Consider the following 21,894-nt stretch of genomic DNA (forward strand, 5'->3'; position numbering starts at 1 on the left):
GATTACTGGCCGGGGCCTTCGACGGCCTCGGAGGTCAGCAGTCCCGCGTTGATCTCGCGCAGGGCGATCGAGAGCGGCTTCTCGTGGACGTGGGTGTCGACGAGGGGACCGACGTACTCGAGCAGACCCTCGCCGAGCTGCGAGTAGTACGCGTTGATCTGGCGGGCCCGCTTGGCCGCGTAGATCACGAGGCTGTACTTCGAGTCCGTGGCCTCGAGGAGCTCGTCGATCGGCGGGTTGATGATGCCCTCGGGCGCGGAGATGGAAGAGGACACGCTCTACCTTCCGATGGATGGGAAAGATTCAGTCGCGAGACGACCGGTGAGTGGACCGCTTGACGGTCGCTCACGATCACACGACGTTCATCAAGGCTAGCAGCTCGCGGGCCACGTCCTCGACGGAGGTGTTGACCAGGGTGGTGTCGAACTCCGGCTCGGCCGCCAGTTCGATCTTCGCGGCACCGAGCCGGCGTTCGATGACGTCGGCCGACTCGGTCCCCCGGCCCGTGAGCCTGCGCACGAGCTCCTCCCAGGAGGGAGGAGCCAGGAACACCAGCTGGGCCTCGGCCATGGACTCGCGGACCTGCCGCGCGCCCTGGAGGTCGATCTCCAGCAGCACGGGCACACCCGCCTCCAGGTGCTCCAGCACCGCCGCGCGGGGCGTGCCGTAGCGGTTCCCGGCGAACTCGGCCCACTCCAGCAGCTCGCCGTTGGCGATCAGCTTGTCCATCTCCTCGTCGGTGACGAAGAAGTAGTGGACTCCGTGCTGCTCCCCGGGGCGGGGCCCCCGGGTCGTCGCCGACACCGAGAGCCAGACCTCGGGGTGTTCCTTGCGCATATGGGCGACGACCGTGCTCTTGCCGACCCCGGAGGGGCCGGAGAGCACGGTCAGCCGCGGACGTTCAGTCATGCAGCGATTATTCCAGCAATCCCGTAGTGCCCGGGACTCAGGAGCCGGTGCTGCCGAACTCGCGCTCCAGGGAGGCGATCTGGTTGGAACCGAGACCCCGCACGCGGCGGCTCTCGGAGATGCCCAGTCGCTCCATGATCTGCTTGGCGCGGACCTTGCCCACGCCCGGCAGGGACTCCAGCAGGGCGGAGACCTTCATCTTGCCGATGACGTCGTTCTCCTGGCCCTGCTTGATGACCTCGTGAAGGGAGGCGCCGGAGTGCTTGAGTCGATTCTTGACCTCGGCCCGCTCCCGGCGAGCCGCGGCGGCCTTTTCGAGCGCGGCTGCGCGCTGTTCAGGGGTAAGGGGCGGAAGAGCCACGCCTACGTCACCTCGGATGTCGAACTGTCGGATACGGACCGGTGAGGAACCTAGTCGCCCCACACCTGAGGAGCCACGAGCGACACCGTCGCCCGTTCACTCTCCGTCGGAGACTAGCGGCCAACTCCGTCAGAGTCAGCGAGAACTGCGGAAAAGTCCTGGTCAGCCTCCGCCAGGCCGGACATTTAAGACATACTGCCCCGGATTTGAGGGTGTATCCAGAGTGCGACGACCACGGATTCCCTCGTCGACCGGTTTCAGGCGGCCGTGACGGCGGTCCGGATCTCCTCCGCGAACCGCTCCGCGGCGTCACGCAGAGCGACCGCGTCGGGACCGTGGCGCAACACTCCCCTGCTGACGTTCGGCACGACGTTGCGCACCGCGCTCCCGAACACCGCCGGAAGGTCGGCCGCCGTGGCCCCCTGCGCCCCGATACCGGGCGCCAGGATCGGTCCGCCCATGTCCAGCTCGTACGAGGACAGGTCGCCCAGCGTGGCGCCGACCACCGCGCCGAAGGACCCGAGCGGCTCCTCGCCGGCGTTCTCCAGGGTCAGGTGCCCGAGCATGGTCGCCCCGATGGTGCGCCCGTCGGCGCGGACCGCGTGCTGCACCTCCCCGCCCTCCGGGTTGGACGTCAGCGCCAGCACGAACAGTCCGGTGCCGGTTTCCCGGGCCAGGGCGACGGCCGGGCTGAGCGAGCCGTAGCCGAGGTACGGGGAGACGGTGAGCGCGTCCGAGAACAGCGGCGCGTCCTTGTGGAGGAAGGACTCCGCGTAGGCGGCCATCGTGGAGCCGATGTCACCGCGCTTGGCGTCCATGACGACCAGCGCGCCGGCCGCCCGTGCCTCCTCGACCGTCCTCTCCAGGACCGCGATCCCGCGTGAGCCGAAGCGCTCGAAGAAGGCGCTCTGCGGCTTGAGCACGGCGATCCGGTCCGCGAGCGCCTCGACGACCGTGCGGCTGAACCGCTCCAGACCGCTCACGGTGTCGCTCAGGCCCCACTCGGCGAGCAGGGAGGCGTGCGGGTCGATGCCCACGCACAGCGGGCCCCGCTCGTCCATCGCGCGGCGCAGACGCGCGCCGAAGGGTTCCAGACCGGTCATGCCGTTGTCCTCACGTCGGCGCCCACCGCGTCGGCGAGCGTGGCGTAGGGGCTGGTGCGCAGCCGCGCGGTGAGCCCCTTGTGGATGGAGCGGGCCCAGAAGGGGCCCTGGTAGACGAACGCGCTGTACCCCTGGACCAGCGTGGCACCGGCGAGGATGCGCTGCCAGGCGTCCTCGGCGTTCTCGATGCCTCCGACGCCGATCAGGGTGATCCGGTCTCCCACACGCGCGTAGAGGCGGCGCAGCACCTCGAGGGAGCGTGCCTTCAGCGGGGCGCCGGACAGGCCGCCGGTCTCCTTGACCAGGTCGGGGCCGGACGTCAGGCCGAGTCCCTCGCGGGCGATGGTGGTGTTGGTGGCGATGACGCCGTCCAGGCCGAGCTCCACCGCGAGGTCGGCGACCGCGTCGATGTCGTCGTCGGCGAGGTCGGGGGCGATCTTCACCAGCAGCGGCACGCGGCGGGCCGGGGACGTGCGGTCGGCGGCCTCCCGGACCGCGGCGAGCAGCGGACGCAGGTGGTCCACGGCCTGGAGGTTGCGCAGTCCCGGTGTGTTCGGGGAGGAGACGTTGACGACGAGGTAGTCGGCGTACGGTGCGAGCCGCTCGGCGGACTTCACGTAGTCGGCGACGGCCTCGTCCTCCGGTACGGCCTTGGTCTTGCCGATGTTGACCCCGACCACGGCCCTGAAGACGGGCGTGCGGGAGGCCAGACGTGCCGCGACGGCGAGCGAACCCTCGTTGTTGAAGCCCATGCGGTTGATCAGGGCCCGGTCGGCGACCAGGCGGAACAGCCGCTTCCTGGGGTTGCCGGGCTGCGGCTCCCCGGTCACCGTGCCGACCTCGACGTGGTCGAAGCCCAGCATGGCCAGGCCGTCGATGCCGACGGCGTTCTTGTCGAAGCCGGCGGCAAGACCGAAGGGGCTGTGCAGGCGCAGCCCGAGCGCCTCGGTGCGCAGCTCCTCGTGGCGGGGGGCGAGCACCGCGGCGACGAAGGTCCGCAGCACGGGGACGCGCGCGACGCGGCGGATCCAGCGGAAGGCGAGGTGGTGGGCCTGCTCCGGGTCCATCCGCCGGAAGAGCAGGGTGAAGAGAATCTTGTACATGGTGTCCTCATGAAGAGGGGGACACCGTTTCCGGTGTCCCCCTGGGGGCTGCTAGTCGTCGCGGGCCGCGATCAGATGTTCCGCGTGTTCCTGGAGTGAGCGGACTCCCACGTCCCCGCGGTTGAGCGCGTCGATCCCCTGGACGGCGGCGGCGAGCGCCTGGACCGTCGTCAGGCACGGCACGGACCGGGCCACGGCGGCCGTACGGATGTCGTAGCCGTCGAGGCGGCCGCCGGTGCCGTACGGGGTGTTGACGATGAGGTCGACCTCGCCGTCGTGGATGAGCTGGACGATGGTCTTCTCGCCGTTGGGGCCGGTGCCCTCGGACTGCTTGCGCACCACGGTGGCGTTGATGCCGTTGCGCTTGAGGACCTCGGCGGTGCCGGAGGTGGCCATCAGCTCGAAGCCGTGGGCGACCAGCTCCCGCGCGGGGAAGATCATCGAGCGCTTGTCGCGGTTGGCGACCGAGATGAAGGCGCGTCCCTTGGTGGGCAGCGGGCCGTAGGCGCCGGACTGCGACTTGGCGTACGCCGTGCCGAAGACGGAGTCGATGCCCATGACCTCGCCGGTGGAGCGCATCTCCGGGCCGAGCACGGTGTCGACGCCGCGGCCGTGGATGTCCCGGAAGCGGGACCACGGCATCACGGCCTCCTTGACGGAGATCGGCGCGTCCAGCGGCAGCTCGCCGCCGTCGCCCCGCGCCGGGAGCAGGCCCTCGGCGCGCAGCTCGGCGATGGTGGCGCCCAGCGAGATCCGCGCGGCGGCCTTCGCCAGCGGCACCGCGGTCGCCTTCGAGGTGAAGGGGACGGTGCGCGACGCGCGCGGGTTGGCCTCCAGGACGTAGAGGATGTCCCCGGCCAGCGCGAACTGGATGTTGATCAGACCGCGCACCCCGACGCCGCGCGCGATGCCCTCGGTGGAGGCGCGCAGCCGCTTGATGTCGAAGCCGCCCAGCGTGATCGGGGGCAGGGCGCACGCGGAGTCGCCGGAGTGGATGCCGGCCTCCTCGATGTGCTCCATGACGCCGCCGAGGTAGAGCTCCTCGCCGTCGTAGAGGGCGTCGACGTCGATCTCTATGGCGTCGTCGAGGAAGCGGTCGACGAGCACCGGCCGCGAGGGGCTGATCTCGGTCGACTCGGTGATGTACGCCTCCAGCCGGGCCTCGTCGTAGACGATCTCCATGCCGCGGCCGCCGAGCACGTAGGACGGCCGGACGAGGACCGGGTAGCCGATCTCGTCGGCGATGGCCTTGGCCTCGGCGAAGGTGGTGGCGGTGCCGTGCTTGGGGGCGGGCAGGCCGGCTTCCTTGAGGACCTGTCCGAAGGCGCCGCGGTCCTCGGCGGCGTGGATGGCCTCCGGGGAGGTGCCGACGATCGGCACGCCGTTGTCCTTCAGCGCCTGGGACAGGCCGAGCGGGGTCTGGCCGCCGAGCTGGACGACGACGCCCGCGACCGGACCGGCCTGCCGCTCGGCGTGGACGATCTCCAGGACGTCCTCCAGGGTGAGCGGCTCGAAGTAGAGCCGGTCGGAGGTGTCGTAGTCGGTGGAGACGGTCTCCGGGTTGCAGTTGACCATCACGGTCTCGTAGCCGGCGTCGCTCAGGGCGAAGGAGGCGTGGACGCAGGAGTAGTCGAACTCGATGCCCTGGCCGATGCGGTTCGGGCCGGAGCCCAGGATGATCACCGCGGGCTTCTCGCGGGCCGCGACCTCGGTCTCCTCGTCGTAGGAGGAGTAGAAGTACGGCGTCCGCGCGGCGAACTCGGCGGCGCAGGTGTCGACGGTCTTGTAGACCGGGCGGATGCCCAGCGCGTGCCTGACCTCGCGGACGACGCCCTCGCGCAGGCCGCGGATCTCGCCGATCTGCTGGTCGGAGAAGCCGTGCCGCTTGGCCTCGGCGAGCAGCTCGCGGGTCAGCTCGGGGGCGCCGGCCAGCTCGTCCGCGGTCTCCTTGATGAGGAACAGCTGGTCGACGAACCAGGGGTCGATCTTGGTGGCCTCGAAGACCTCCTCGGGCGTGGCGCCCGCGCGGATGGCACCCATGACCGCGTTGATCCGGCCGTCGGTGGGCCGGATCGCCTCGCGCAGCAGCTCTGCCTTGTCACCGGGCTCGCCGACGAAGGTGAACTGGCTGCCCTTCTTCTCCAGGGAGCGCAGCGCCTTCTGGAACGCCTCGGTGAAGTTGCGGCCGATGGCCATGGCCTCGCCGACCGACTTCATGGTCGTGGTGAGGGTGGAGTCGGCGCTCGGGAACTTCTCGAAGGCGAACCGCGGGGCCTTCACGACCACGTAGTCGAGCGTCGGCTCGAAGGAGGCCGGGGTCTCCTGGGTGATGTCGTTGGGGATCTCGTCGAGGGTGTAGCCGACGGCGAGCTTGGCGGCGATCTTGGCGATCGGGAAGCCGGTCGCCTTGGAGGCGAGCGCCGAGGAGCGCGAGACACGCGGGTTCATCTCGATGACGATGACGCGGCCGTCCTCGGGGTTCACCGCGAACTGGATGTTGCAGCCGCCGGTGTCGACGCCGACCTCGCGGATGATCGCGATGCCGACGTCGCGGAGCACCTGGTACTCGCGGTCGGTCAGCGTCATGGCGGGCGCGACGGTGATCGAGTCGCCGGTGTGCACGCCCATGGGGTCGAAGTTCTCGATGGAGCAGACGACCACGACGTTGTCGTTCTTGTCGCGCATCAGCTCCAGCTCGTACTCCTTCCAGCCGAGGATGGACTCCTCGAGGAGCACCTCGGTGGTCGGCGAGAGGGTGAGCCCCTGGCCGGCGATGCGGCGCAGCTCGTCCTCGTCGTGGGCGAAGCCGGAGCCGGCGCCGCCCATGGTGAAGGACGGGCGGACCACGACGGGGTAGCCGCCGAGTTCCTCGACGCCCTTGAGGACGTCGTCCATGGAGTGGCAGATGTAGGAGCGCGCGGACTCGCCGTGTCCGATCTTGCGGCGGACGGCCTCCACGACCTCCTTGAACAGGTCGCGGTCCTCGCCCTTGTGGATCGCCTCCACGTTGGCGCCGATCAGCTCGACGCCGTACTTGTCCAGGACGCCGTTCTCGTGCAGGGAGATCGCCGTGTTGAGGGCCGTCTGGCCGCCCAGGGTGGGCAGCAGCGCGTCGGGCCGCTCCTTGGCGATGATCTTCTCGACGAACTCGGGGGTGATCGGCTCGACGTAGGTGGCGTCGGCGATCTCCGGGTCGGTCATGATCGTCGCCGGGTTGGAGTTGACCAGGACGACCCGCAGGCCCTCGGCCTTGAGGACACGGCACGCCTGGGTACCGGAGTAGTCGAACTCGGCGGCCTGGCCGATGACGATCGGGCCGGAGCCGATGACCAGGACGGACTGGATATCGGTGCGCTTAGGCACGCTGGCCCTCCATCAAAACGGTGCTCATCAAAGAGGTGAAGCGGTCGAACAGGTAGGCGGCGTCGTGCGGGCCCGCTGCCGCTTCCGGGTGGTACTGGACGCTGAAGGCCGGCTTGTCGAGGAGCCGGAGGCCCTCCACCACGTTGTCGTTGAGGCACACGTGGGTGACCTCGGCGCGGCCGTAGGGGGTGTCGGAGACCTTGTCCAGCGGGGCGTCGACGGCGAAGCCGTGGTTGTGCGCGGTGACCTCGACCTTGCCGGTCGTACGGTCCTGCACCGGCTGGTTGATGCCGCGGTGGCCGTACTTCAGCTTGTAGGTGCCGAAGCCGAGGGCGCGGCCGAGGATCTGGTTGCCGAAGCAGATGCCGAAGAGCGGGGTGCCGCGTTCCAGGACCGCCCGCATGACGGAGACCGCGTGGTCGGCGGTGGCGGGGTCACCGGGGCCGTTGGAGAAGAACACGCCGTCCGGGTTCACGGCGTAGACGTCGTCCACGGTCGCGGTGGCGGGCAGGACGTGCACCTCGATGCCTCGCTCGGCCATGCGCTGCGGGGTCATGCCCTTGATGCCGAGGTCGACGGCGGCGACGGTGTACTTCTTCTCGCCGATCGCGGGGACGACGTACGGCTCGGTGGTGGCGACCTCGGCGGAGAGGTCGGCGCCCTTCATCTCGGGCGCTTCCTTGACGCGGGCGAGCAGTGCCGCGTCGTCGTGGACGGCGTCGCCGCTGAAGATGCCGACGCGCATGGCGCCGCGCTCGCGCAGGTGGCGGGTGAGGGCGCGGGTGTCGATGCCGCAGATGCCGACGACGCCCTGGGCGGCCAGCTCCTCGTCCAGCGAGCGCCTCGAGCGCCAGTTGGAGGGCACACGCGCGGGGTCGCGCACGACGTAGCCGGAGACCCAGATCCTGCGGGACTCCATGTCCTCGTCGTTGACGCCGGTGTTGCCCACGTGCGGGGCGGTCATCACGACGACCTGGCGGTGGTACGACGGGTCGGTGAGAGTCTCCTGGTAGCCGGTCATGCCGGTGGAGAACACCGCTTCGCCGAAGGTCTCCCCCACAGCCCCGTAGGCACGGCCGCGGAAGATCCGGCCGTCCTCCAGGACGAGTACGGCGGGAACCTTGGCGGCTCCCCTGGTGGAGGTTGTCATCGTGCGCCTTCCGTCTTGTTGATCATGTGGTTGAGGGCTTCCACCCACGCGTTGTGCTCGGCCGCGTGGTCGGAGCGGAATCCGGAGTCGATCAGCCGGTCGCCGTGCGCCCAGGTGACGATCAGCAGCCCGCCCTCGGTGAGGACCTTGCCGGCGATGCCCTTGTCGAGCCGGGCCTCGCGCAGCGCGTCCGCCGGGACGAAGAAGTCGTCCGCGCCGGGGCGCACCACGTCCAGTCCCGCGTCGGTGAGCGTCAGCTCGGCCCGGCTGCGGGTGCCCAGGCCGTGCGCCACGATGCGGTCGAGCCACTGACCGGCGGTGGTCGAGCCGTGGTAGCGGCCGCTCATGCTCAGTCTGGCCGGGCCGGGGTCGTCCGGCGCGCTGGGCAGCTCGGGCAGGTCGCTCTGGAGGGTGCCGCGCCACTTCCAGCCCTCGCGCATCAGCCAGTAGACGAGCGCGACGAAGAGGGCGAGGCCGACGACCCAGCCGATCCGGGCGGCCCAGTCGGTCACTTCCGCCGATTCCTTCTCGGCGGCCAGCAGGATTACAGGTGTCACGTGAGCTTCCCGTCGACGAGCGTGGCCTTGCCCCGGAGCCAGGTGTGCGTGACACGGCCCGGCAGCTCACGGCCCTCGTACGGGGTGTTGCGGCTGCGCGAGGCGAAGCCCGCGGGGTCCACGGCTCCACGGTATGCCGTGTCGACGAGGGTGAGGTTGGCGGGCTCACCTGCCGAGACGGGACGGCCGTGGCCCTCGGCCCGTCCGATGCGCGCGGGCTTGACGGACATGCGGTCGGCGACGCCGGCCCAGTCCAGCAGGCCGGTGTCGACCATCGTCTCCTGGACCACCGACAGCGCGGTCTCCAGGCCGACCATGCCCATGGCGGCGGCGGCCCACTCGCAGTCCTTGTCCTCGTGCGGGTGCGGGGCGTGGTCGGTGGCGACGATGTCGATGGTGCCGTCGGCGAGCGCCTCGCGCAGGGCCATGACGTCGCGCTCGGTGCGCAGCGGCGGGTTCACCTTGTAGACCGGGTTGTACGACCGGACCAGCTCGTCGGTGAGGAGGAGGTGGTGCGGGGTGACCTCCGCGGTGACGTCGATGCCGCGGGACTTGGCCCAGCGCACGATCTCGACGCTGCCCGCCGTGGACAGGTGGCAGATGTGGACGCGGGAGCCGACGTGCTCGGCGAGCAGCACGTCCCGGGCGATGATCGACTCCTCGGCGACGGCCGGCCAGCCGCCGAGGCCCAGCTCGGCGGAGACGACGCCCTCGTTCATCTGGGCGCCCTCGGTGAGGCGCGGCTCCTGCGCGTGCTGGGCGACGACGCCGCCGAAGGCCTTCACGTACTCCAGGGCGCGGCGCATGATCACGGCGTCGTGGACGCACTTGCCGTCGTCGGAGAAGACGGTGACGCCGGCGGCGGACTCGTGCATGGCGCCCAGTTCGGCGAGCTTCTGCCCCTCCAGGCCGACGGTGACGGCGCCGACGGGCCGCACGTCGCAGTAGCCGTGCTCCTTGCCGAGCCGCCAGACCTGCTCGACCACGCCGGCGGTGTCGGCGACCGGGAAGGTGTTGGCCATGGCGAACACGGCGGTGTAGCCGCCGCTCGCCGCCGCGCGGGTGCCGGTCAGTACGGTCTCGGAGTCCTCGCGGCCGGGCTCGCGCAGGTGCGTGTGCAGGTCGACCAGGCCCGGCAGCAGCACCTTGCCGGCCGCCTCGACGACCTCGGCGCCCTCGGCGGTCAGGTCCTTGCCGACCGCCTCGATGACGGCGCCGTCGATCAGCACGTCCTGCGGCTCGCCGCCGAGCACCTTCGCACCACGGATCAGGATCTTGCTCATGGTTCTTACTTCTCCTCGGTGGTACGGGCGTGGGTGACGGCGGGTTCGTTGCCGCCCAGGAGCAGGTACAGGACGGCCATCCGGATGGAGACACCGTTGGCGACCTGCTCGATCACGGTGCAGCGGTCGGAGTCCGCGACCTCGGCGGTGATCTCCATGCCGCGGACCATCGGGCCGGGGTGCATCACGATGGCGTGCTCGGGCATCCTCGCCATGCGCTCGCCGTCGAGGCCGTAGCGGCGCGAGTACTCCCGCTCGGTGGGGAAGAACGCGGCGTTCATCCGCTCGCGCTGGACGCGCAGCATCATCACGGCGTCGGACTTGGTGAGCGTGGAGTCCAGGTCGTAGGAGACCTCGCAGGGCCAGGTGTCGATGCCGACCGGCAGCAGCGTCGGCGGGGCGACGAGGGTGACCTCGGCGCCGAGGGTGTGCAGCAGGTCGACGTTGGAGCGGGCGACCCGGCTGTGCAGGACGTCGCCGACGATGGTGATGCGGCGGCCGTTCAGGTCCTGGCCGAGTCCGGCGTCCCGGCCGACGAGCCGGCGGCGCATGGTGAAGGCGTCGAGCAGCGCCTGGGTGGGGTGCTGGTGGGTGCCGTCGCCCGCGTTGATGACGGCGGCGTCGATCCAGCCGGAGGTGGCGAGGCGGTACGGGGCTCCGGAGGCGCCGTGCCGGATGACCACCGCGTCGACGCCCATGGCTTCCAGGGTCTGGGCGGTGTCCTTGAGGGACTCGCCCTTGGAGACGCTGGAGCCCTTGGCGGTGAAGTTGATGACGTCCGCGGACAGCCGCTTCTCCGCGGCCTCGAAGGAGATCCGCGTGCGCGTGGAGTCCTCGAAGAAGAGGTTCACGACGGTGCGGCCGCGCAGGGTCGGCAGTTTCTTGATCGGCCGGTCGGCGACCCGGGCCATCTCCTCGGCGGTGTCGAGGATGAGGACGGCGTCGTCGCGGGTGAGGTCGGCGGCCGAGATGAGATGACGCTGCATCTGTCAGGCTCCGTAAGGCGGTTCAATGAGGCGAAATCGGGCAGACGGGGACGCGCGAGGGCGTGCCGAGCCGGCGCACGCCTCGGCGTGCGCGCGCTGTGCTACTGGGAGGTCCGCTTGGCGCCGAGCAGCACGGTGTCGCGACCGTCCTCCTCGGCGAGCAGGACCTTGACCGTCTCCCGCAGCGACGTGGGGAGGTTCTTGCCGACGTAGTCGGCGCGGATGGGCAGTTCGCGGTGGCCGCGGTCGACGAGGACGGCGAGCTGCACCGCGCGGGGGCGCCCGATGTCGTTCAGCGCGTCGAGGGCGGCGCGGATGGTGCGGCCGGAGAAGAGCACGTCGTCGACGAGGACGACCAGCCGCCCGTCGATGCCGTCACCGGGGATCTCGGTGCGGGCCAGCGCACGCGGCGGGTGCATGCGCAGGTCGTCGCGGTACATCGTGATGTCGAGCGATCCGACCGGGACCTTGCGCTCGGTGATCTGCTCGAGTTTGGCGGCGAGCCGCTGGGCGAGGAAGACGCCTCTGGTGGGGATGCCGAGGAGCACCACGTCGTCGGCGCCCTTGGCGCGTTCGACGATCTCGTGGGCGATGCGGGTCAGCACCCGGGCGATGTCGGGGCCCTCGAGGACGGGGCGGGCATCGGAGTGCGGGTGCGGGTTCTGCGAGAGGGTGTGCGGGTCCTGCTTGTCCATACGAAACGGACCTCCTTCTCCGCCTCACGGGACGGACCTTAAAGGACGTCGGATTGCGTCACTCAGGCTATCAGGCCGGGATCCCCGCGCAGCGACACCCCCGGTCACTCCAATGGCGTAGCCGATCTTCGCTACCACGGAAGAGTCGGTGTGGACCATTCGGCTTGACGCACCAGAGTAACGCTGCGTAACCTCACAGTGAGTTACCAGCCGCGCGGCATGGAAACCAGCCAGAGCCGCGTCGACACAGTGCCGGGGAGCTATATGTCCAGCGAATACGCCAAACAGCTCGGGGCCAAGCTCCGGGCGATCCGCACCCAGCAGGGCCTTTCCCTCCACGGTGTCGAGGAGAAGTCCCAGGGCCGCTGGAAGGCGGTCGTGGTCGGTTCGTACGAGCGCGGCGACCGCGCCGTGACCGTGCAGCGCCTCGCGGAGCTGGCGGACTTCTACGGCGTTCCGGTGCAGGAGCTGCTGCCGGGCACCACCCCGGGCGGCGCCGCCGAGCCGCCGCCGAAGCTGGTCCTGGACCTGGAGCGGCTGGCCACGGTGCCGGCCGAGAAGGCGGGCCCGCTGCAGCGCTACGCGGCGACGATCCAGTCCCAGCGCGGTGACTACAACGGCAAGGTGCTCTCCATCCGCCAGGACGACCTGCGCACCCTCGCCGTCATCTACGACCAGTCGCCCTCGGTCCTCACCGAGCAGCTGATCAGCTGGGGCGTCCTGGACGCCGACGCACGCCGCGCGGTGGCCTCGCACGAGGACGCGTAACCGCGTCGCGGGGTGCGTGAGGGGCTGCTCGCAGGCGGAGAAGCCCGCAGAAACGTGCCGCCGGGGTGGTCGGAACCTTCGTGGGTTCCGACCACCCCGGCGGTTTTTCGTGCACCGTGCGGGCAGCGCCGCCGGGGGCGGGCGCGGGTGAGCGCGGGCTACGCCTCGCGGCGGAGCGACGGCTTGAGCTCCTTGAGCCGGCCGAGCAGGCCGTTCACGAAGGACGGCGATTCGTCCGTCGAGAACTCCTTCGCCAGCTGCACCATCTCGTCGAGGACCACCGCGTCCGGCGTCTCGTCGACCCAGATCAGCTCATAGGCGCCGAGGCGCAGGATGCTGCGGTCGACGACCGGCATCCGGTCCAGGGTCCAGCCGACCGAGTACTGGGCGATCAGTTCGTCGATGCGCTTCGCGTGCTCCGCGTAGCCCTCCACGAGTTGCATCGTGTACTCGCTCACCGGCGGCTGCCGGGTGTCGGTCCGGGAGTGCCGGATCCAGTCGGCGAGGACCGTCAGGACCTCGGTGCCGCGCTGGTCGCCCTCGAAGAGGATCTGGAAGGCGCGCTTGCGGGCCGTGTTGCGGGCAGCCACGGTTAGCTGTTCACCCGGCCGAGGTAGTCGCTGGTGCGGGTGTCGACCTTGATCTTCTCACCGGTGGTGATGAAGAGGGGGACCTGGATCTGGTGACCGGTCTCCAGGGTGGCGGGCTTGGTGCCGCCGGTGGAGCGGTCGCCCTGCACGCCCGGCTCGGTCTCCTGGATCGTCAGCTCGACGGCGGCGGGCAGCTCGACGAAGAGCACCTCGCCCTCGTGCTGCGCCACGGTGGCCTCGAAGCCCTCGACGAGGAAGTTGGCGGCGTCGCCGACCGTCTTGCGGTCGATGTGCAGCTGGTCGTAGGTCTGCATGTCCATGAAGACGAAGTACTCGCCGTCCATGTACGAGAACTGCATGTCGCGCTTGTCGACGGTGGCCGTTTCGACCTTGACGCCGGCGTTGAAGGTCTTGTCGACGGTCTTGCCGGACAGCACGTTCTTCAGCTTGGTGCGCACGAAGGCCGGGCCCTTGCCGGGCTTGACGTGCTGGAACTCGACGACGGACCAGAGCTGGCCGCCTTCGAGCTTGAGCACCATGCCGTTCTTGAGGTCGTTCGTGGAAGCCACGGTTGCGGAATCTCCTGGACTGGACTGACGTGGACGACGGCCGGGGCGGGGGCAGGCGCACAGCGCGGGGCTAGAGCGCGAGCAGCTCCTTGGTCGTGATGGTGAGTAGCTCGGGTCCGCCGTCCGCCTCGGGGCGCACGACGAGCGTGTCATCGATCCGGACTCCGCCCCGGCCGGGGAGGTGGACCCCCGGTTCGACGGTGACCGGCACGCAAGCGTCCAGTTTACCCATGGCCGCAGGGGTCAATTGAGGGTCCTCGTCGATTTCGAGTCCTACGCCGTGCCCGGTGACCGCGGGGAGGGCCTCGGCGTAGCCGGCGGAGTCCAGGACCTGGCGTGCCGCGCGGTCCACGTCGCGGCAGGCCGCGCCGGGGACGAGGGACTCCCGGCCGGCGCGCTGGGCCGAGAAGACGAGGTCGTACAGCTCGATCTGCCAGTCCGCGGGGGCCGTGCCGATGACGAAGGTGCGGCCGATCTCGCAGCGGTAGCCGCGGTAGGTGGCGCCGAGGCAGACGGAGAGGAAGTCGCCCTCCTCGACGCGGCGGTCGGTGGGGCGGTGACCGGGGCGGCCGGCGTTCGGGCCGGTGGCGACGGAGGTGGGGAAGGCGGGGCCGTCGGCGCCGTGGTCGACGAGGCGGCGTTCCAGTTCCAGGGCGAGGTGGCGTTCGGTGCGGCCGACGAGGATGGATTCCAGGAGTTCGCCGAGGGCCTGGTCGGTGATCTCCGCGCCGATGCGGAGGCAGGAGATCTCTTCCTCGTCCTTGACGACTCTGAGCTGTTCGACCGCGCCGGCGATGGCGGCCAGGCGCAGGCTGGGGGTGACGGAGTGGATTTCGCGGTGGCGGGTGACGGTGAGGTGGTGCTCCTCGACGGCGAGGGAGTCGGCGCCCTGCGTGACGGCGAGTCCGGCGGCCGCGACGGCGGGGTCGCCCGCGAGGCCCGGCATCACGTGCACGCGCAGCGACTCGTCGGGGCGGGCGTGCGGGGTCCGGTCGTCCGGGGGGCTCGCGCACACCAGGACGTCCTCGGTCCTGCCCAGCAGGAGGACGGCGCCCTCGGGGGCGGCGCCGGCGAGGTAGCGCACGTTGGCGGGGCGGGAGACCAGTGCCGCCGCGCTGCCACCCGCGGTGCAGCAGTCCCGTAGCCGCGCCCGGCGGATCGCGTAGACCTCTGACATTCTTCGAGCGTAGGAGTGGTGGCTGGATGTCGCCGGTCGAGCGGGGCCGAGTGGGGGTGCGGCGGCCGGGGGCGGGAGCGGGGGGCGGGGCAGGGGGGCGCGTGCGGTGGGTGGTGGGGGCGGGGGTGTGGGGGTGCGGCTCGCCCGCCGCAGTCGCGCCCCTCCGGTGCTGCCGCAGTGGGCCGGGCGGGGACCAGGTATGCGGCGGGCTCCGCCGCACCCCCACACCCCCTCCGGTCCGTCGGCGTCCGCGCGTCCGCCCTTCGGAACTGCGGTCCGTCAACCGACTGCGGTCCGTCCCCCGCAGCTGCGCAGCTCCGGGGCCTCCGCCCCAGCTGCGGGCAGTCGTGCCGCTGGGGCGGCACGGGTGGGCGCAGCGGTGCCCCGCTGGCGCGGGTGAGTGGAACACCGGCCCGGCACCAACGGCTCCGGGAGCTGGTGCGAAACCGGCTGCACCGTCACCACTGTGGGGGGCTGGCTATCGAGCGGGCCAGGACGTCGTCCAGGATGCGGGCCGTTTCGGGTATGTCCAGCTGGGAGTTGTCGATGATGGGCAGGCCCGACCCGTACCAGCCGGCCATACGGCCGTGGATGCGGGCCACTTCCTCGTCGCTGAGGCGGCGATTGCCCGTGCGTTCCGCATTGCGCTCGAGGACGATGTCCAGGCCCGGCAGGAGGACCACCGGGAGCAGGCCCGGGCCCACGTGCCGCTTCCAGCCGCCGAGGCCCACGACCGGCCGGTCGGGGAAGACCGCGTCGTCGAGGATGCACGAGATGCCGTTGGCGAGGAAGTTGCGCGCGGCGAAGCCGCAGGTGCGGCGGGCCAGGCGGTACTGCGCCTCGGAGTTGTCGTTCCACCCGGACTGCGGGTCGGCGAAGCCGGAGCGGACCCATTCGCGTACGTCGTCGAGGCTGATGTGCGCGGTGGGGACCCGGCGGTGGTCCGCCCAGTACTTGGCCACACTCGTCTTGCCCGCGCCCGCGGGGCCGATGAGCAGTACGGCCATGATCGTCCCGGCCGGGTCGGGTGCGGCAGGCGCCTGTGGTGGGCTGGGCATCGCGACCGGGCCGCCGGGCGGCAGCGGCACATGGCCGGTGGTGTCCGGGGGCGGGGGCATGGAGGCGTGCTGTGGACCCGCGGGGGGCGGCGGTGCGGGGTAGCCCGGTGCCTGGGGAGGCGCGGGCGCGGGTCCCGGGTGCTGGCCCGGGTGGTGTGCGGCCGGTGACCAGCCGACGGCCGGTCCCTGCCCCGGCTGATGGGGCGGCGGCAGCGGAGAACCCACTGCGTGCTGCATCCGGTGCCACTCCGTCTCGTACAGGCGATGGGCGCTGACAGCGGGGGTTCCCGCGTGCTACCGAACGGTACCGCCCCCTGCCGTCGTTGTGTGAACGGCCGGGGGCGGTGCTGAGTGCCCTGTTACTCCCCCACCTCGCCGTACGCGGCGAACAGGACGGCGGGGTCGGGTCCTTCGAACACCGTGGGCTTGGCGAGACCGTCGAGGACGATGAAGCGCAGCAGGTCGCCGCGGGACTTCTTGTCCACCTTCATGGTCTCCAGCAGCTTGGGCCACTGGTCGTAGCGGTAGTGCAGGGGCAGGCCGACCGCTTCGAGGATCGTGCGATGGCGGTCCGCGGTGGCGTCGTCCAGGCGGCCCGCGAGACGGCCCAGTTCGGCGGCGAAGTGCATGCCCACCGACACGGCGGCGCCGTGGCGCCACTTGTAGCGCTCGTTCTTCTCGATGGCGTGGCCGAGGGTGTGACCGTAGTTCAGGATCTCGCGGAGGCCCGATTCCTTGAGGTCCGAGGAGACCACATCGGCCTTGACCCGGATCGAGCGTTCGATCAGTTCCGCGGTGTGCGGGCCCGCGGGGGTGCGGGCGGCCTCGGGGTCGGACTCGATGAGGTCCAGGATCACCGGGTCGGCGATGAAGCCGGCCTTGATGACTTCGGCCAGTCCGGAGACGTAGTCGTTGACCGGGAGCGAGTCCAGTGCGGCGAGGTCGCAGAGGACGCCGGCGGGCGGGTGGAAGGCGCCCACCAGGTTCTTGCCCTCGGCCGTGTTGATGCCGGTCTTGCCGCCGACGGCGGCGTCCACCATGGCAAGGACCGTGGTGGGGATGGCGATCCAGCGGACGCCGCGCAGCCAGGTCGCCGCGACGAAGCCGGCGAGGTCCGTGGTGGCTCCGCCGCCCACGCCGACGATGACGTCGGTGCGGGTGAAGCCGGACTGGCCGAGTGCCTTCCAGCAGTAGGCGGCGACCTCGGCGGTCTTGGCCTCCTCCGCGTTGGGCACCTGGATGGCGATCGCCTCGTAGCCCTGGGTCGTGAGGTCCTCGCGGAGCGCGTCGCCGGTCTCGGCGAGTGCTTCGGGGTGCACGATCGCGACGCGCTTGGCCTTCTCGCCGATCAACCCGCCGAGCTCGCCCAGGAGCTGACGGCCCACCAGGACGTCGTAGGGCTCGGTGCCCGCCGTCGCGCCGATGTGGATGCGCGTCACTGCCTCGTTGCTCATGCTTCCTTCAGCTCCAGTGCGTTCAGGACGGCTTCGGTGACCTCTTCGGGCGTACGGCCGTCCGTGGCGACGACGGCCGTGGCGACCTCCTCGTACAGGTGCCGCCTGGCCTCCATCAGCTCCCGCCACTGCTTGCGCGGGTTGACCGCGAGGAGCGGACGGGCGACGCCCAGGCCGGTGCGCCTGACCGCCTCCTCGACGTCCATCGACAGGTAGACGACCGGCTGCCCGATGAGCAGGGCGCGGGTGTCCTCGTCGAGGATCGCACCGCCGCCCAGGGACAGGACGCCGTCGTGCCCGGTGAGTGCCGTGCGCACCGCCTGCTTCTCGAGCGCGCGGAAGGCGGGTTCGCCCTCGTCGACGAAGATGTCGGCGATGGTCCTGCCCTCGGCGGTGACGATGTCGTCGTCGGTGTCGCGGTAGCCGACGCCGAGACGCTCGGCCAGCAGCCGGCCGACGGTGGACTTGCCCACGCCCATCGGGCCGACCAGCACGATGACCGGTGGGCTCATCGGATGGCCAGGTTCTCGAGGTACGACGTCACGTTGCGGCGGGTCTCGGTGACGCTGTCGCCACCGAACTTCTCCGCGACCGCGTCCGCGAGGACCAGAGCCACCATCGCCTCGGCGACGATGCCGGCGGCCGGCACGGCGGAGACATCGGACCGCTGGTGGTGGGCCTGGGCGGCTTCCCCGGTGGTGACGTCCACGGTCTGCAGGGCGCGCGGCACGGTCGCGATCGGCTTCATCGCCGCCCGCACCCGAAGCAGCTCGCCCGTGGTGAGGCCGCCCTCGGTGCCGCCGGAGCGGCCGGAGACGCGCCGGATGCCGTCGGGGGTGTTCACGATCTCGTCGTGCGCCTTCGAACCCGGCACCCGGGCGAGCTCGAAGCCGTCACCGATCTCGACGCCCTTGATCGCCTGGATGCCCATGAGGGCGCCGGCGAGGCGGGCGTCCAGCTTGCGGTCCCAGTGCACGTGCGAGCCCAGGCCCACGGGGACGCCGTAGGCGAGAATCTCCACCACGCCGCCGAGGGTGTCGCCGTCCTTGTGGGCCTGGTCGATCTCCGCGACCATCGCCTTCGAGGCGTCCGCGTCCAGGCAGCGCACCGGGTCGGCGTCCAGCCTCTCGACGTCCGCGGGGGTGGGGTACACGCCGTGCGGGGCCTTGGCGGAGGCCAGTTCCACGACATGGCTGACGATCTCGACGCCGGCCGTCTCCTTGAGGTACGACCGGGCCACCGCACCCAGTGCCACGCGGGCGGCCGTCTCACGGGCGGAGGCGCGCTCCAGGATCGGCCGGGCCTCGTCGAAGCCGTACTTCTGCATGCCCGCCAGGTCGGCGTGGCCGGGGCGGGGGCGGGTCAGCGGGGCGTTGCGCGCCAGGCCGGCGAGCACCTCGGGGTCGACCGGGTCGGCCGCCATGACCTGCTCCCACTTCGGCCATTCGGTGTTGCCCACCATGACCGCGACCGGGGAGCCGAGGGTCAGTCCGTGCCGGACGCCGCCGAGGAAGGTGACCTCGTCGCGCTCGAACTTCATCCGGGCGCCGCGACCGTAGCCGAGCCGCCGCCTCGCGAGGTGGTCCGCCACCATGTCCGTGGTGATCGGCACGCCGGCGGGAAGGCCCTCCAGCGTCGCGACGAGTGCGGGACCGTGGGACTCCCCCGCGGTCAGCCAGCGCAACCTGCTCAACGGTGCTCCTCCGTGCTTCGCGCCCCGGTATGCCCTGCGTACGCGTCCCTTCGCGTACCGCTGTGGCGTGACGGGGTGCGCGGCCCCGGTCCGCCACCCCCGATCCTCCCACGTCCGGCCGGGGTGTCCGGCCGCCGGTCCATCAGGCGGACGGGCGGGATCGCCGTCCGGGCGGCGCAGACATCACGCCGTGCCGTCGCCCTGCCGCTGAGCGGGTGCGTAGGCGCCGAGGAAATCGGCACCGCTCGGCTGCTGCGGCCGCGGCGCGTACGGGCCCAGGTGGTCGGCTCCGCTTCCCTGGCCGTGCCGGGCCGCGGCCTGGACCGGCGGGCCCGAGCGGACGGCGCGGCGGCGTGCGATCCTGCGCCTGATCCTGACGGCCCAGGAGGCCACGACGGCGAGCACGACCAGGGCCAGCACCGTGATCTGCACCCAGTCGGGCAGGAAGCCCAGCACGGACTCGAACATCTGTGTCTTCCACGATGCCAGCGGCATGCCTGCGGACATGGAACGCGATCCCCTCCCGTGTTCCGCCCCCTGCGGAACCGACAGTGGATCTTAGCGGGCGGCGAGGGCCCGTTCTCCCGCTTTTCGCATGGCGTCCAGCGGGGCCGGTGAGCGCCCCGTCATCTGCTCCACCTGGAGGACCGCCTGGTGCACCAGCAGGTCGAGTCCGCTGATCACGGCTCCCCCGTAGGTGGACCAGCGGGCGGCGAGAACGGTCGGCCACGGGTCGTAGAGCACGTCGAAGAGGGCCGTCGGGCGTTCCGGGACCGCCCGGGCGAACACGTCGGTGACTCCGGCCGGTGTGGTGGTGACGACCAGCGGGGCGTGCAGTGCCCGTTCGGCGTCGTCCCAGCCGGCGATGCGTACCGCGACGTCGAGCCGTTCGGCCCACTGGCGCATCTCGGCGGCGCGGGCCTCGCTGCGGACGTAGACGGTGACCTCGCCCGAGCAGATCCGGGCCAGGGCGGCCAGCGCGGAGGAGGCGGTGGCTCCGGCGCCGAGGATCGCGGCGGTCTCCACCCTGTCGATTCCGTGCTCGCGCAGGGCGGCGACCATGCCCGGGACATCGGTGTTGTCACCGGTCCTGCCGCCGTCCGGCGTGAGGACGACCGTGTTGACCGCCTCGACCGAGGCCGCGGTGTCGCTGACCGAGTCGAGCAGGGGGATCACGGCTCGCTTCAGCGGCATGGTGAGCGACAGTCCCGCCCACTCGGGGCCGAGCGTGTCGAAGAACCCGGGCAGCGCCTGCTCGTCGATCTCGAAGCGGTCGTAGGTCCACCCTTCGAGCCCCATCTCCGTGTACGCGGCGCGGTGCAGCACCGGAGACAGGGAGTGGGCGATCGGGGAGCCGAGTACGGCGGCCCTGCGGGCTGCCGTCATCAGTTGCCCCTCGACGCGTTGAACTTGTCGACGAGCTTCTGGTGCTCGTCGATGGTCTTGGCGAACTCGGTCTTGTTCATACCGTCCGTGGCGACGAAGTACATCCAGCCGTCGTCGGTCGGGTTCAGCGCGGCCTGCAGTGCCTCCTCGCCCGGGTTGCCGATCGGGCCGGGCGGCAGGCCCTTGTTGGTGTACGTGTTGTACGGGTCGGGGTTGCTGTTGATCTCCGACTCGGAGATGTCGATCTTGCTCTGACCCAGGAGGTAGTTGAACGTCGAGTCGAACTGAAGTTCCTGGTTCGTCTCGGTGTTGCTGGTCTTGAGGCGGTTGTAGATCACCTCGGACATCTTGCGGAAGTCGTCGTGGGTCTTGCCCTCGGCCTGCACCAGGCTCGCCACCGTGACCAGTTCCCACGGTCCCTCGAGGCCGAGGCTCTCGGCCTTCGTCTCGAAGCCCAGCTCCTCGTACTTCTCGGTGGCACGAGCCACCATCTGCTGCAGGACGGCCTCGGGTTTCTGTCCCTTGGCGACGGCGTAACTGGACGGGTAGAGGAAGCCTTCCAGCGGATCCTTGACGTTCTTGTGGTTCACGGCCCAGTCGGGCAGTCCGAGGGTCTTCCACTTGGTCTCGGCGACCTTGGCCGTGGTGCCCTTCTTGAGCTCGAGTCGCTTGTCGATGAGCTGGTAGACGTCGGCGTTGCGCTTGCCCTCGGCGATGATCAGGTTGTTGCGGCTCTTCGGGCTGAGCATGAGCTCGACGGCGCTCGCCGCCGACATCTCCTTCTGCAGCGTGTAGACGCCGTCCTGGATGGTCTTGCCCCGTGGGTGGGAGGCCTGGGCCGCGACGAAGGCGTCCACGCTCTTGACCACGCCCTCCTTCTTGAGCGCCTGGCCGATGGCGTACCCGCCGGAGCCCTTGGGGATCGTGACGGTCACCTGCTCACCGTTGCCGGCTCCCGCGAAGTCGGCGGGGCTGCCGAAACGATCCTGGTAGAACTGGTAGCCGAAGTAGCCGACACCCGCCAGGCCGCCGCCGAAGACCACGACCACCACGAGACAGGCCAGGCCGCTGCGTCGCTTCTTCTCCTTGCCGCCCCGGCGCTCGCCGCGTCCGCGCCGGTCGTCCGGCTCGTCGTCGCGGCCGTCGTCGTCGCCCGCGAAGAAGGCGTGCTCGCCCTGGTCGGGGCCGGGGTCCCAGTCGGTCTCCGGTTCCGGTTCGGCGCGCCGGCGGCTGGGCGGTTCGGGCGGCGGGTAGGCGTCGGGCGTGCCGTAGTGGTCGGTCCGCTCGCCGCCGTACTGCCCGGTCTGCTGCGCGTACGGGTCCGTGGGGCCGACGGCGTACGGATCCTGCGGCCCCGCCGCGTACGGGTCCTGCGGATAGGAGCCGGTGGGCCAGCCGTTCTCGTCGTACTGCGGCTGTTGCTGCTGGTGCGGCGCGTACTGCTGGTCGTACTGCGGGTACTGCTGCTGCCCGTACCCGTGCTGCTCGCCGGTGCCCCAGTCGCCGTACTGCTGCTGCGTCTGCGGCTGCTGCGGATAGTGCTGCGGCTGGCCGCCGTAGGGAGACTGCTGACCCTGCTGGGCCTGCTGTCCTTCCCATCCGCCGTCCCCGTACAACGGGTCGTCCGGATGCCACGGTTCGGAGCCTGGGCCCCGGCCATACTCAGTCATCGATCCCCTAGAGCCGCGA

Annotated in this window: 22 protein-coding genes; 1 reads left to right on the top strand and 21 read right to left on the bottom strand. The window is 70.8% G+C overall.

Annotation, left to right across the window (positions count from 1 at the left end; genetic code table 11):
• Positions 1-2: 2 nt before the first annotated feature.
• The 11 genes from rpoZ to pyrR form a co-directional block, all read right to left on the bottom strand.
• Positions 3-275, bottom strand: coding sequence for a DNA-directed RNA polymerase subunit omega (gene rpoZ / locus ACZ44S_RS06905; protein WP_004933985.1), 273 nt, complete (start codon positions 273-275; stop codon positions 3-5).
• A 76-nt stretch (positions 276-351) separates the two neighbouring features.
• A complete protein-coding gene (gene gmk / locus ACZ44S_RS06910) occupies positions 352-909 on the bottom strand; it encodes a guanylate kinase (protein WP_466925300.1) in 558 nt (185 codons plus the stop codon).
• Positions 910-946: 37 nt separating this feature from the next.
• On the bottom strand, positions 947-1,270 hold the full coding sequence (locus ACZ44S_RS06915) for an integration host factor (RefSeq protein ID WP_003977346.1): 324 nt from the start codon (positions 1,268-1,270) through the stop codon (positions 947-949).
• A 257-nt stretch (positions 1,271-1,527) separates the two neighbouring features.
• Entirely contained in the window at positions 1,528-2,373 is an 846-nt protein-coding gene (gene pyrF / locus ACZ44S_RS06920; protein WP_466925303.1) for an orotidine-5'-phosphate decarboxylase, read from the bottom strand.
• Positions 2,370-3,476, bottom strand: coding sequence for a quinone-dependent dihydroorotate dehydrogenase (locus ACZ44S_RS06925; protein WP_466925305.1), 1,107 nt, complete (start codon positions 3,474-3,476; stop codon positions 2,370-2,372). Before ACZ44S_RS06925 ends, pyrF begins: the two co-directional genes overlap by 4 nt.
• A gap of 51 nt (positions 3,477-3,527) precedes the next feature.
• Entirely contained in the window at positions 3,528-6,839 is a 3,312-nt protein-coding gene (gene carB / locus ACZ44S_RS06930) for a carbamoyl-phosphate synthase large subunit (RefSeq protein WP_466925308.1), read from the bottom strand.
• Complete coding sequence (gene carA, locus ACZ44S_RS06935; protein WP_466925310.1) at positions 6,832-7,989, bottom strand: glutamine-hydrolyzing carbamoyl-phosphate synthase small subunit; 1,158 nt, start codon at positions 7,987-7,989, stop codon at positions 6,832-6,834. Before carA ends, carB begins: the two co-directional genes overlap by 8 nt.
• Complete coding sequence (locus tag ACZ44S_RS06940; RefSeq protein WP_466925312.1) at positions 7,986-8,546, bottom strand: PH-like domain-containing protein; 561 nt, start codon at positions 8,544-8,546, stop codon at positions 7,986-7,988. The genes carA and ACZ44S_RS06940 overlap by 4 nt, the downstream gene beginning before the upstream one ends.
• Positions 8,543-9,829 carry a dihydroorotase gene (locus tag ACZ44S_RS06945; protein WP_466925313.1) on the bottom strand — a complete coding sequence of 429 codons (1,287 nt, stop codon included), beginning with the start codon at positions 9,827-9,829 and terminating at the stop codon, positions 8,543-8,545. Before ACZ44S_RS06945 ends, ACZ44S_RS06940 begins: the two co-directional genes overlap by 4 nt.
• Positions 9,830-9,834: 5 nt before the next feature.
• Entirely contained in the window at positions 9,835-10,815 is a 981-nt protein-coding gene (locus ACZ44S_RS06950) for an aspartate carbamoyltransferase catalytic subunit (RefSeq protein WP_466925316.1), read from the bottom strand.
• Positions 10,816-10,916: 101 nt separating this feature from the next.
• Positions 10,917-11,510 carry a bifunctional pyr operon transcriptional regulator/uracil phosphoribosyltransferase PyrR gene (gene pyrR / locus ACZ44S_RS06955; protein WP_466925319.1) on the bottom strand — a complete coding sequence of 198 codons (594 nt, stop codon included), beginning with the start codon at positions 11,508-11,510 and terminating at the stop codon, positions 10,917-10,919.
• A gap of 264 nt (positions 11,511-11,774) precedes the next feature.
• Here pyrR and bldD point away from each other — a divergent pair, with 264 nt between their 5' ends.
• Positions 11,775-12,278: a transcriptional regulator BldD gene (gene bldD / locus ACZ44S_RS06960; protein WP_006131213.1), complete on the top strand. Its 504-nt coding sequence runs from the start codon at positions 11,775-11,777 to the stop codon at positions 12,276-12,278.
• A 158-nt stretch (positions 12,279-12,436) separates the two neighbouring features.
• Here the strand turns inward: bldD and nusB are convergent, their stop codons facing one another.
• The 10 genes from nusB to mltG form a co-directional block, all read right to left on the bottom strand.
• The gene (nusB, locus tag ACZ44S_RS06965; RefSeq protein ID WP_190167143.1) at positions 12,437-12,868 is read right to left on the bottom strand and encodes a transcription antitermination factor NusB; all 432 of its coding nucleotides are present in this window, start codon (positions 12,866-12,868) and stop codon (positions 12,437-12,439) included.
• Between the two features lie 2 nt (positions 12,869-12,870).
• Complete coding sequence (efp, locus tag ACZ44S_RS06970; RefSeq protein ID WP_190167144.1) at positions 12,871-13,437, bottom strand: elongation factor P; 567 nt, start codon at positions 13,435-13,437, stop codon at positions 12,871-12,873.
• A gap of 70 nt (positions 13,438-13,507) precedes the next feature.
• Positions 13,508-14,614, bottom strand: a complete 1,107-nt coding sequence (locus ACZ44S_RS06975; protein WP_466925323.1) for an aminopeptidase P family protein — start codon at positions 14,612-14,614, stop codon at positions 13,508-13,510.
• Positions 14,615-15,072: 458 nt separating this feature from the next.
• Positions 15,073-15,909, bottom strand: a complete 837-nt coding sequence (locus tag ACZ44S_RS06980) for a Pro-rich N-terminal domain-containing protein (RefSeq protein WP_466925325.1) — start codon at positions 15,907-15,909, stop codon at positions 15,073-15,075.
• 122 nt (positions 15,910-16,031) lie between these two features.
• A complete protein-coding gene (gene aroB / locus ACZ44S_RS06985) occupies positions 16,032-17,126 on the bottom strand; it encodes a 3-dehydroquinate synthase (protein ID WP_466925328.1) in 1,095 nt (364 codons plus the stop codon).
• Positions 17,123-17,638 carry a shikimate kinase gene (locus tag ACZ44S_RS06990; protein WP_466925331.1) on the bottom strand — a complete coding sequence of 172 codons (516 nt, stop codon included), beginning with the start codon at positions 17,636-17,638 and terminating at the stop codon, positions 17,123-17,125. Before ACZ44S_RS06990 ends, aroB begins: the two co-directional genes overlap by 4 nt.
• Positions 17,635-18,819: a chorismate synthase gene (aroC, locus tag ACZ44S_RS06995; protein WP_466925333.1), complete on the bottom strand. Its 1,185-nt coding sequence runs from the start codon at positions 18,817-18,819 to the stop codon at positions 17,635-17,637. Before aroC ends, ACZ44S_RS06990 begins: the two co-directional genes overlap by 4 nt.
• 183 nt (positions 18,820-19,002) lie before the next feature.
• The gene (locus tag ACZ44S_RS07000; protein WP_466925336.1) at positions 19,003-19,326 is read right to left on the bottom strand and encodes a hypothetical protein; all 324 of its coding nucleotides are present in this window, start codon (positions 19,324-19,326) and stop codon (positions 19,003-19,005) included.
• A 51-nt stretch (positions 19,327-19,377) separates the two neighbouring features.
• Positions 19,378-20,205: a shikimate dehydrogenase gene (locus ACZ44S_RS07005; RefSeq protein ID WP_466925337.1), complete on the bottom strand. Its 828-nt coding sequence runs from the start codon at positions 20,203-20,205 to the stop codon at positions 19,378-19,380.
• On the bottom strand, positions 20,205-21,875 hold the full coding sequence (gene mltG, locus ACZ44S_RS07010) for an endolytic transglycosylase MltG (RefSeq protein WP_466925340.1): 1,671 nt from the start codon (positions 21,873-21,875) through the stop codon (positions 20,205-20,207). Before mltG ends, ACZ44S_RS07005 begins: the two co-directional genes overlap by 1 nt.
• Positions 21,876-21,894: the final 19 nt, after the last annotated feature.

Source organism: Streptomyces malachitofuscus (assembly GCF_055571035.1).

What these genes read in the sequence shown, in the direction of transcription:
- gmk (WP_466925300.1), bottom strand. Translation starts at nt 909, where the DNA reads ATGACTGAACGTCCGCGGCTGACCGTGCTCTCCGGCCCCTCCGGGGTC.
- pyrF (WP_466925303.1), bottom strand. Translation starts at nt 2,373, where the DNA reads ATGACCGGTCTGGAACCCTTCGGCGCGCGTCTGCGCCGCGCGATGGAC.
- ACZ44S_RS06925 (WP_466925305.1), bottom strand. Translation starts at nt 3,476, where the DNA reads ATGTACAAGATTCTCTTCACCCTGCTCTTCCGGCGGATGGACCCGGAG.
- carA (WP_466925310.1), bottom strand. Translation starts at nt 7,989, where the DNA reads ATGACAACCTCCACCAGGGGAGCCGCCAAGGTTCCCGCCGTACTCGTC.
- ACZ44S_RS06945 (WP_466925313.1), bottom strand. Translation starts at nt 9,829, where the DNA reads ATGAGCAAGATCCTGATCCGTGGTGCGAAGGTGCTCGGCGGCGAGCCG.
- ACZ44S_RS06950 (WP_466925316.1), bottom strand. Translation starts at nt 10,815, where the DNA reads ATGCAGCGTCATCTCATCTCGGCCGCCGACCTCACCCGCGACGACGCC.
- pyrR (WP_466925319.1), bottom strand. Translation starts at nt 11,510, where the DNA reads ATGGACAAGCAGGACCCGCACACCCTCTCGCAGAACCCGCACCCGCAC.
- bldD (WP_006131213.1), top strand. Translation starts at nt 11,775, where the DNA reads ATGTCCAGCGAATACGCCAAACAGCTCGGGGCCAAGCTCCGGGCGATC.
- ACZ44S_RS06975 (WP_466925323.1), bottom strand. Translation starts at nt 14,614, where the DNA reads ATGTCAGAGGTCTACGCGATCCGCCGGGCGCGGCTACGGGACTGCTGC.
- ACZ44S_RS06980 (WP_466925325.1), bottom strand. Translation starts at nt 15,909, where the DNA reads ATGCAGCACGCAGTGGGTTCTCCGCTGCCGCCGCCCCATCAGCCGGGG.
- aroB (WP_466925328.1), bottom strand. Translation starts at nt 17,126, where the DNA reads ATGAGCAACGAGGCAGTGACGCGCATCCACATCGGCGCGACGGCGGGC.
- ACZ44S_RS06990 (WP_466925331.1), bottom strand. Translation starts at nt 17,638, where the DNA reads ATGAGCCCACCGGTCATCGTGCTGGTCGGCCCGATGGGCGTGGGCAAG.
- ACZ44S_RS07000 (WP_466925336.1), bottom strand. Translation starts at nt 19,326, where the DNA reads ATGTCCGCAGGCATGCCGCTGGCATCGTGGAAGACACAGATGTTCGAG.
- ACZ44S_RS07005 (WP_466925337.1), bottom strand. Translation starts at nt 20,205, where the DNA reads ATGACGGCAGCCCGCAGGGCCGCCGTACTCGGCTCCCCGATCGCCCAC.
- mltG (WP_466925340.1), bottom strand. Translation starts at nt 21,875, where the DNA reads ATGACTGAGTATGGCCGGGGCCCAGGCTCCGAACCGTGGCATCCGGAC.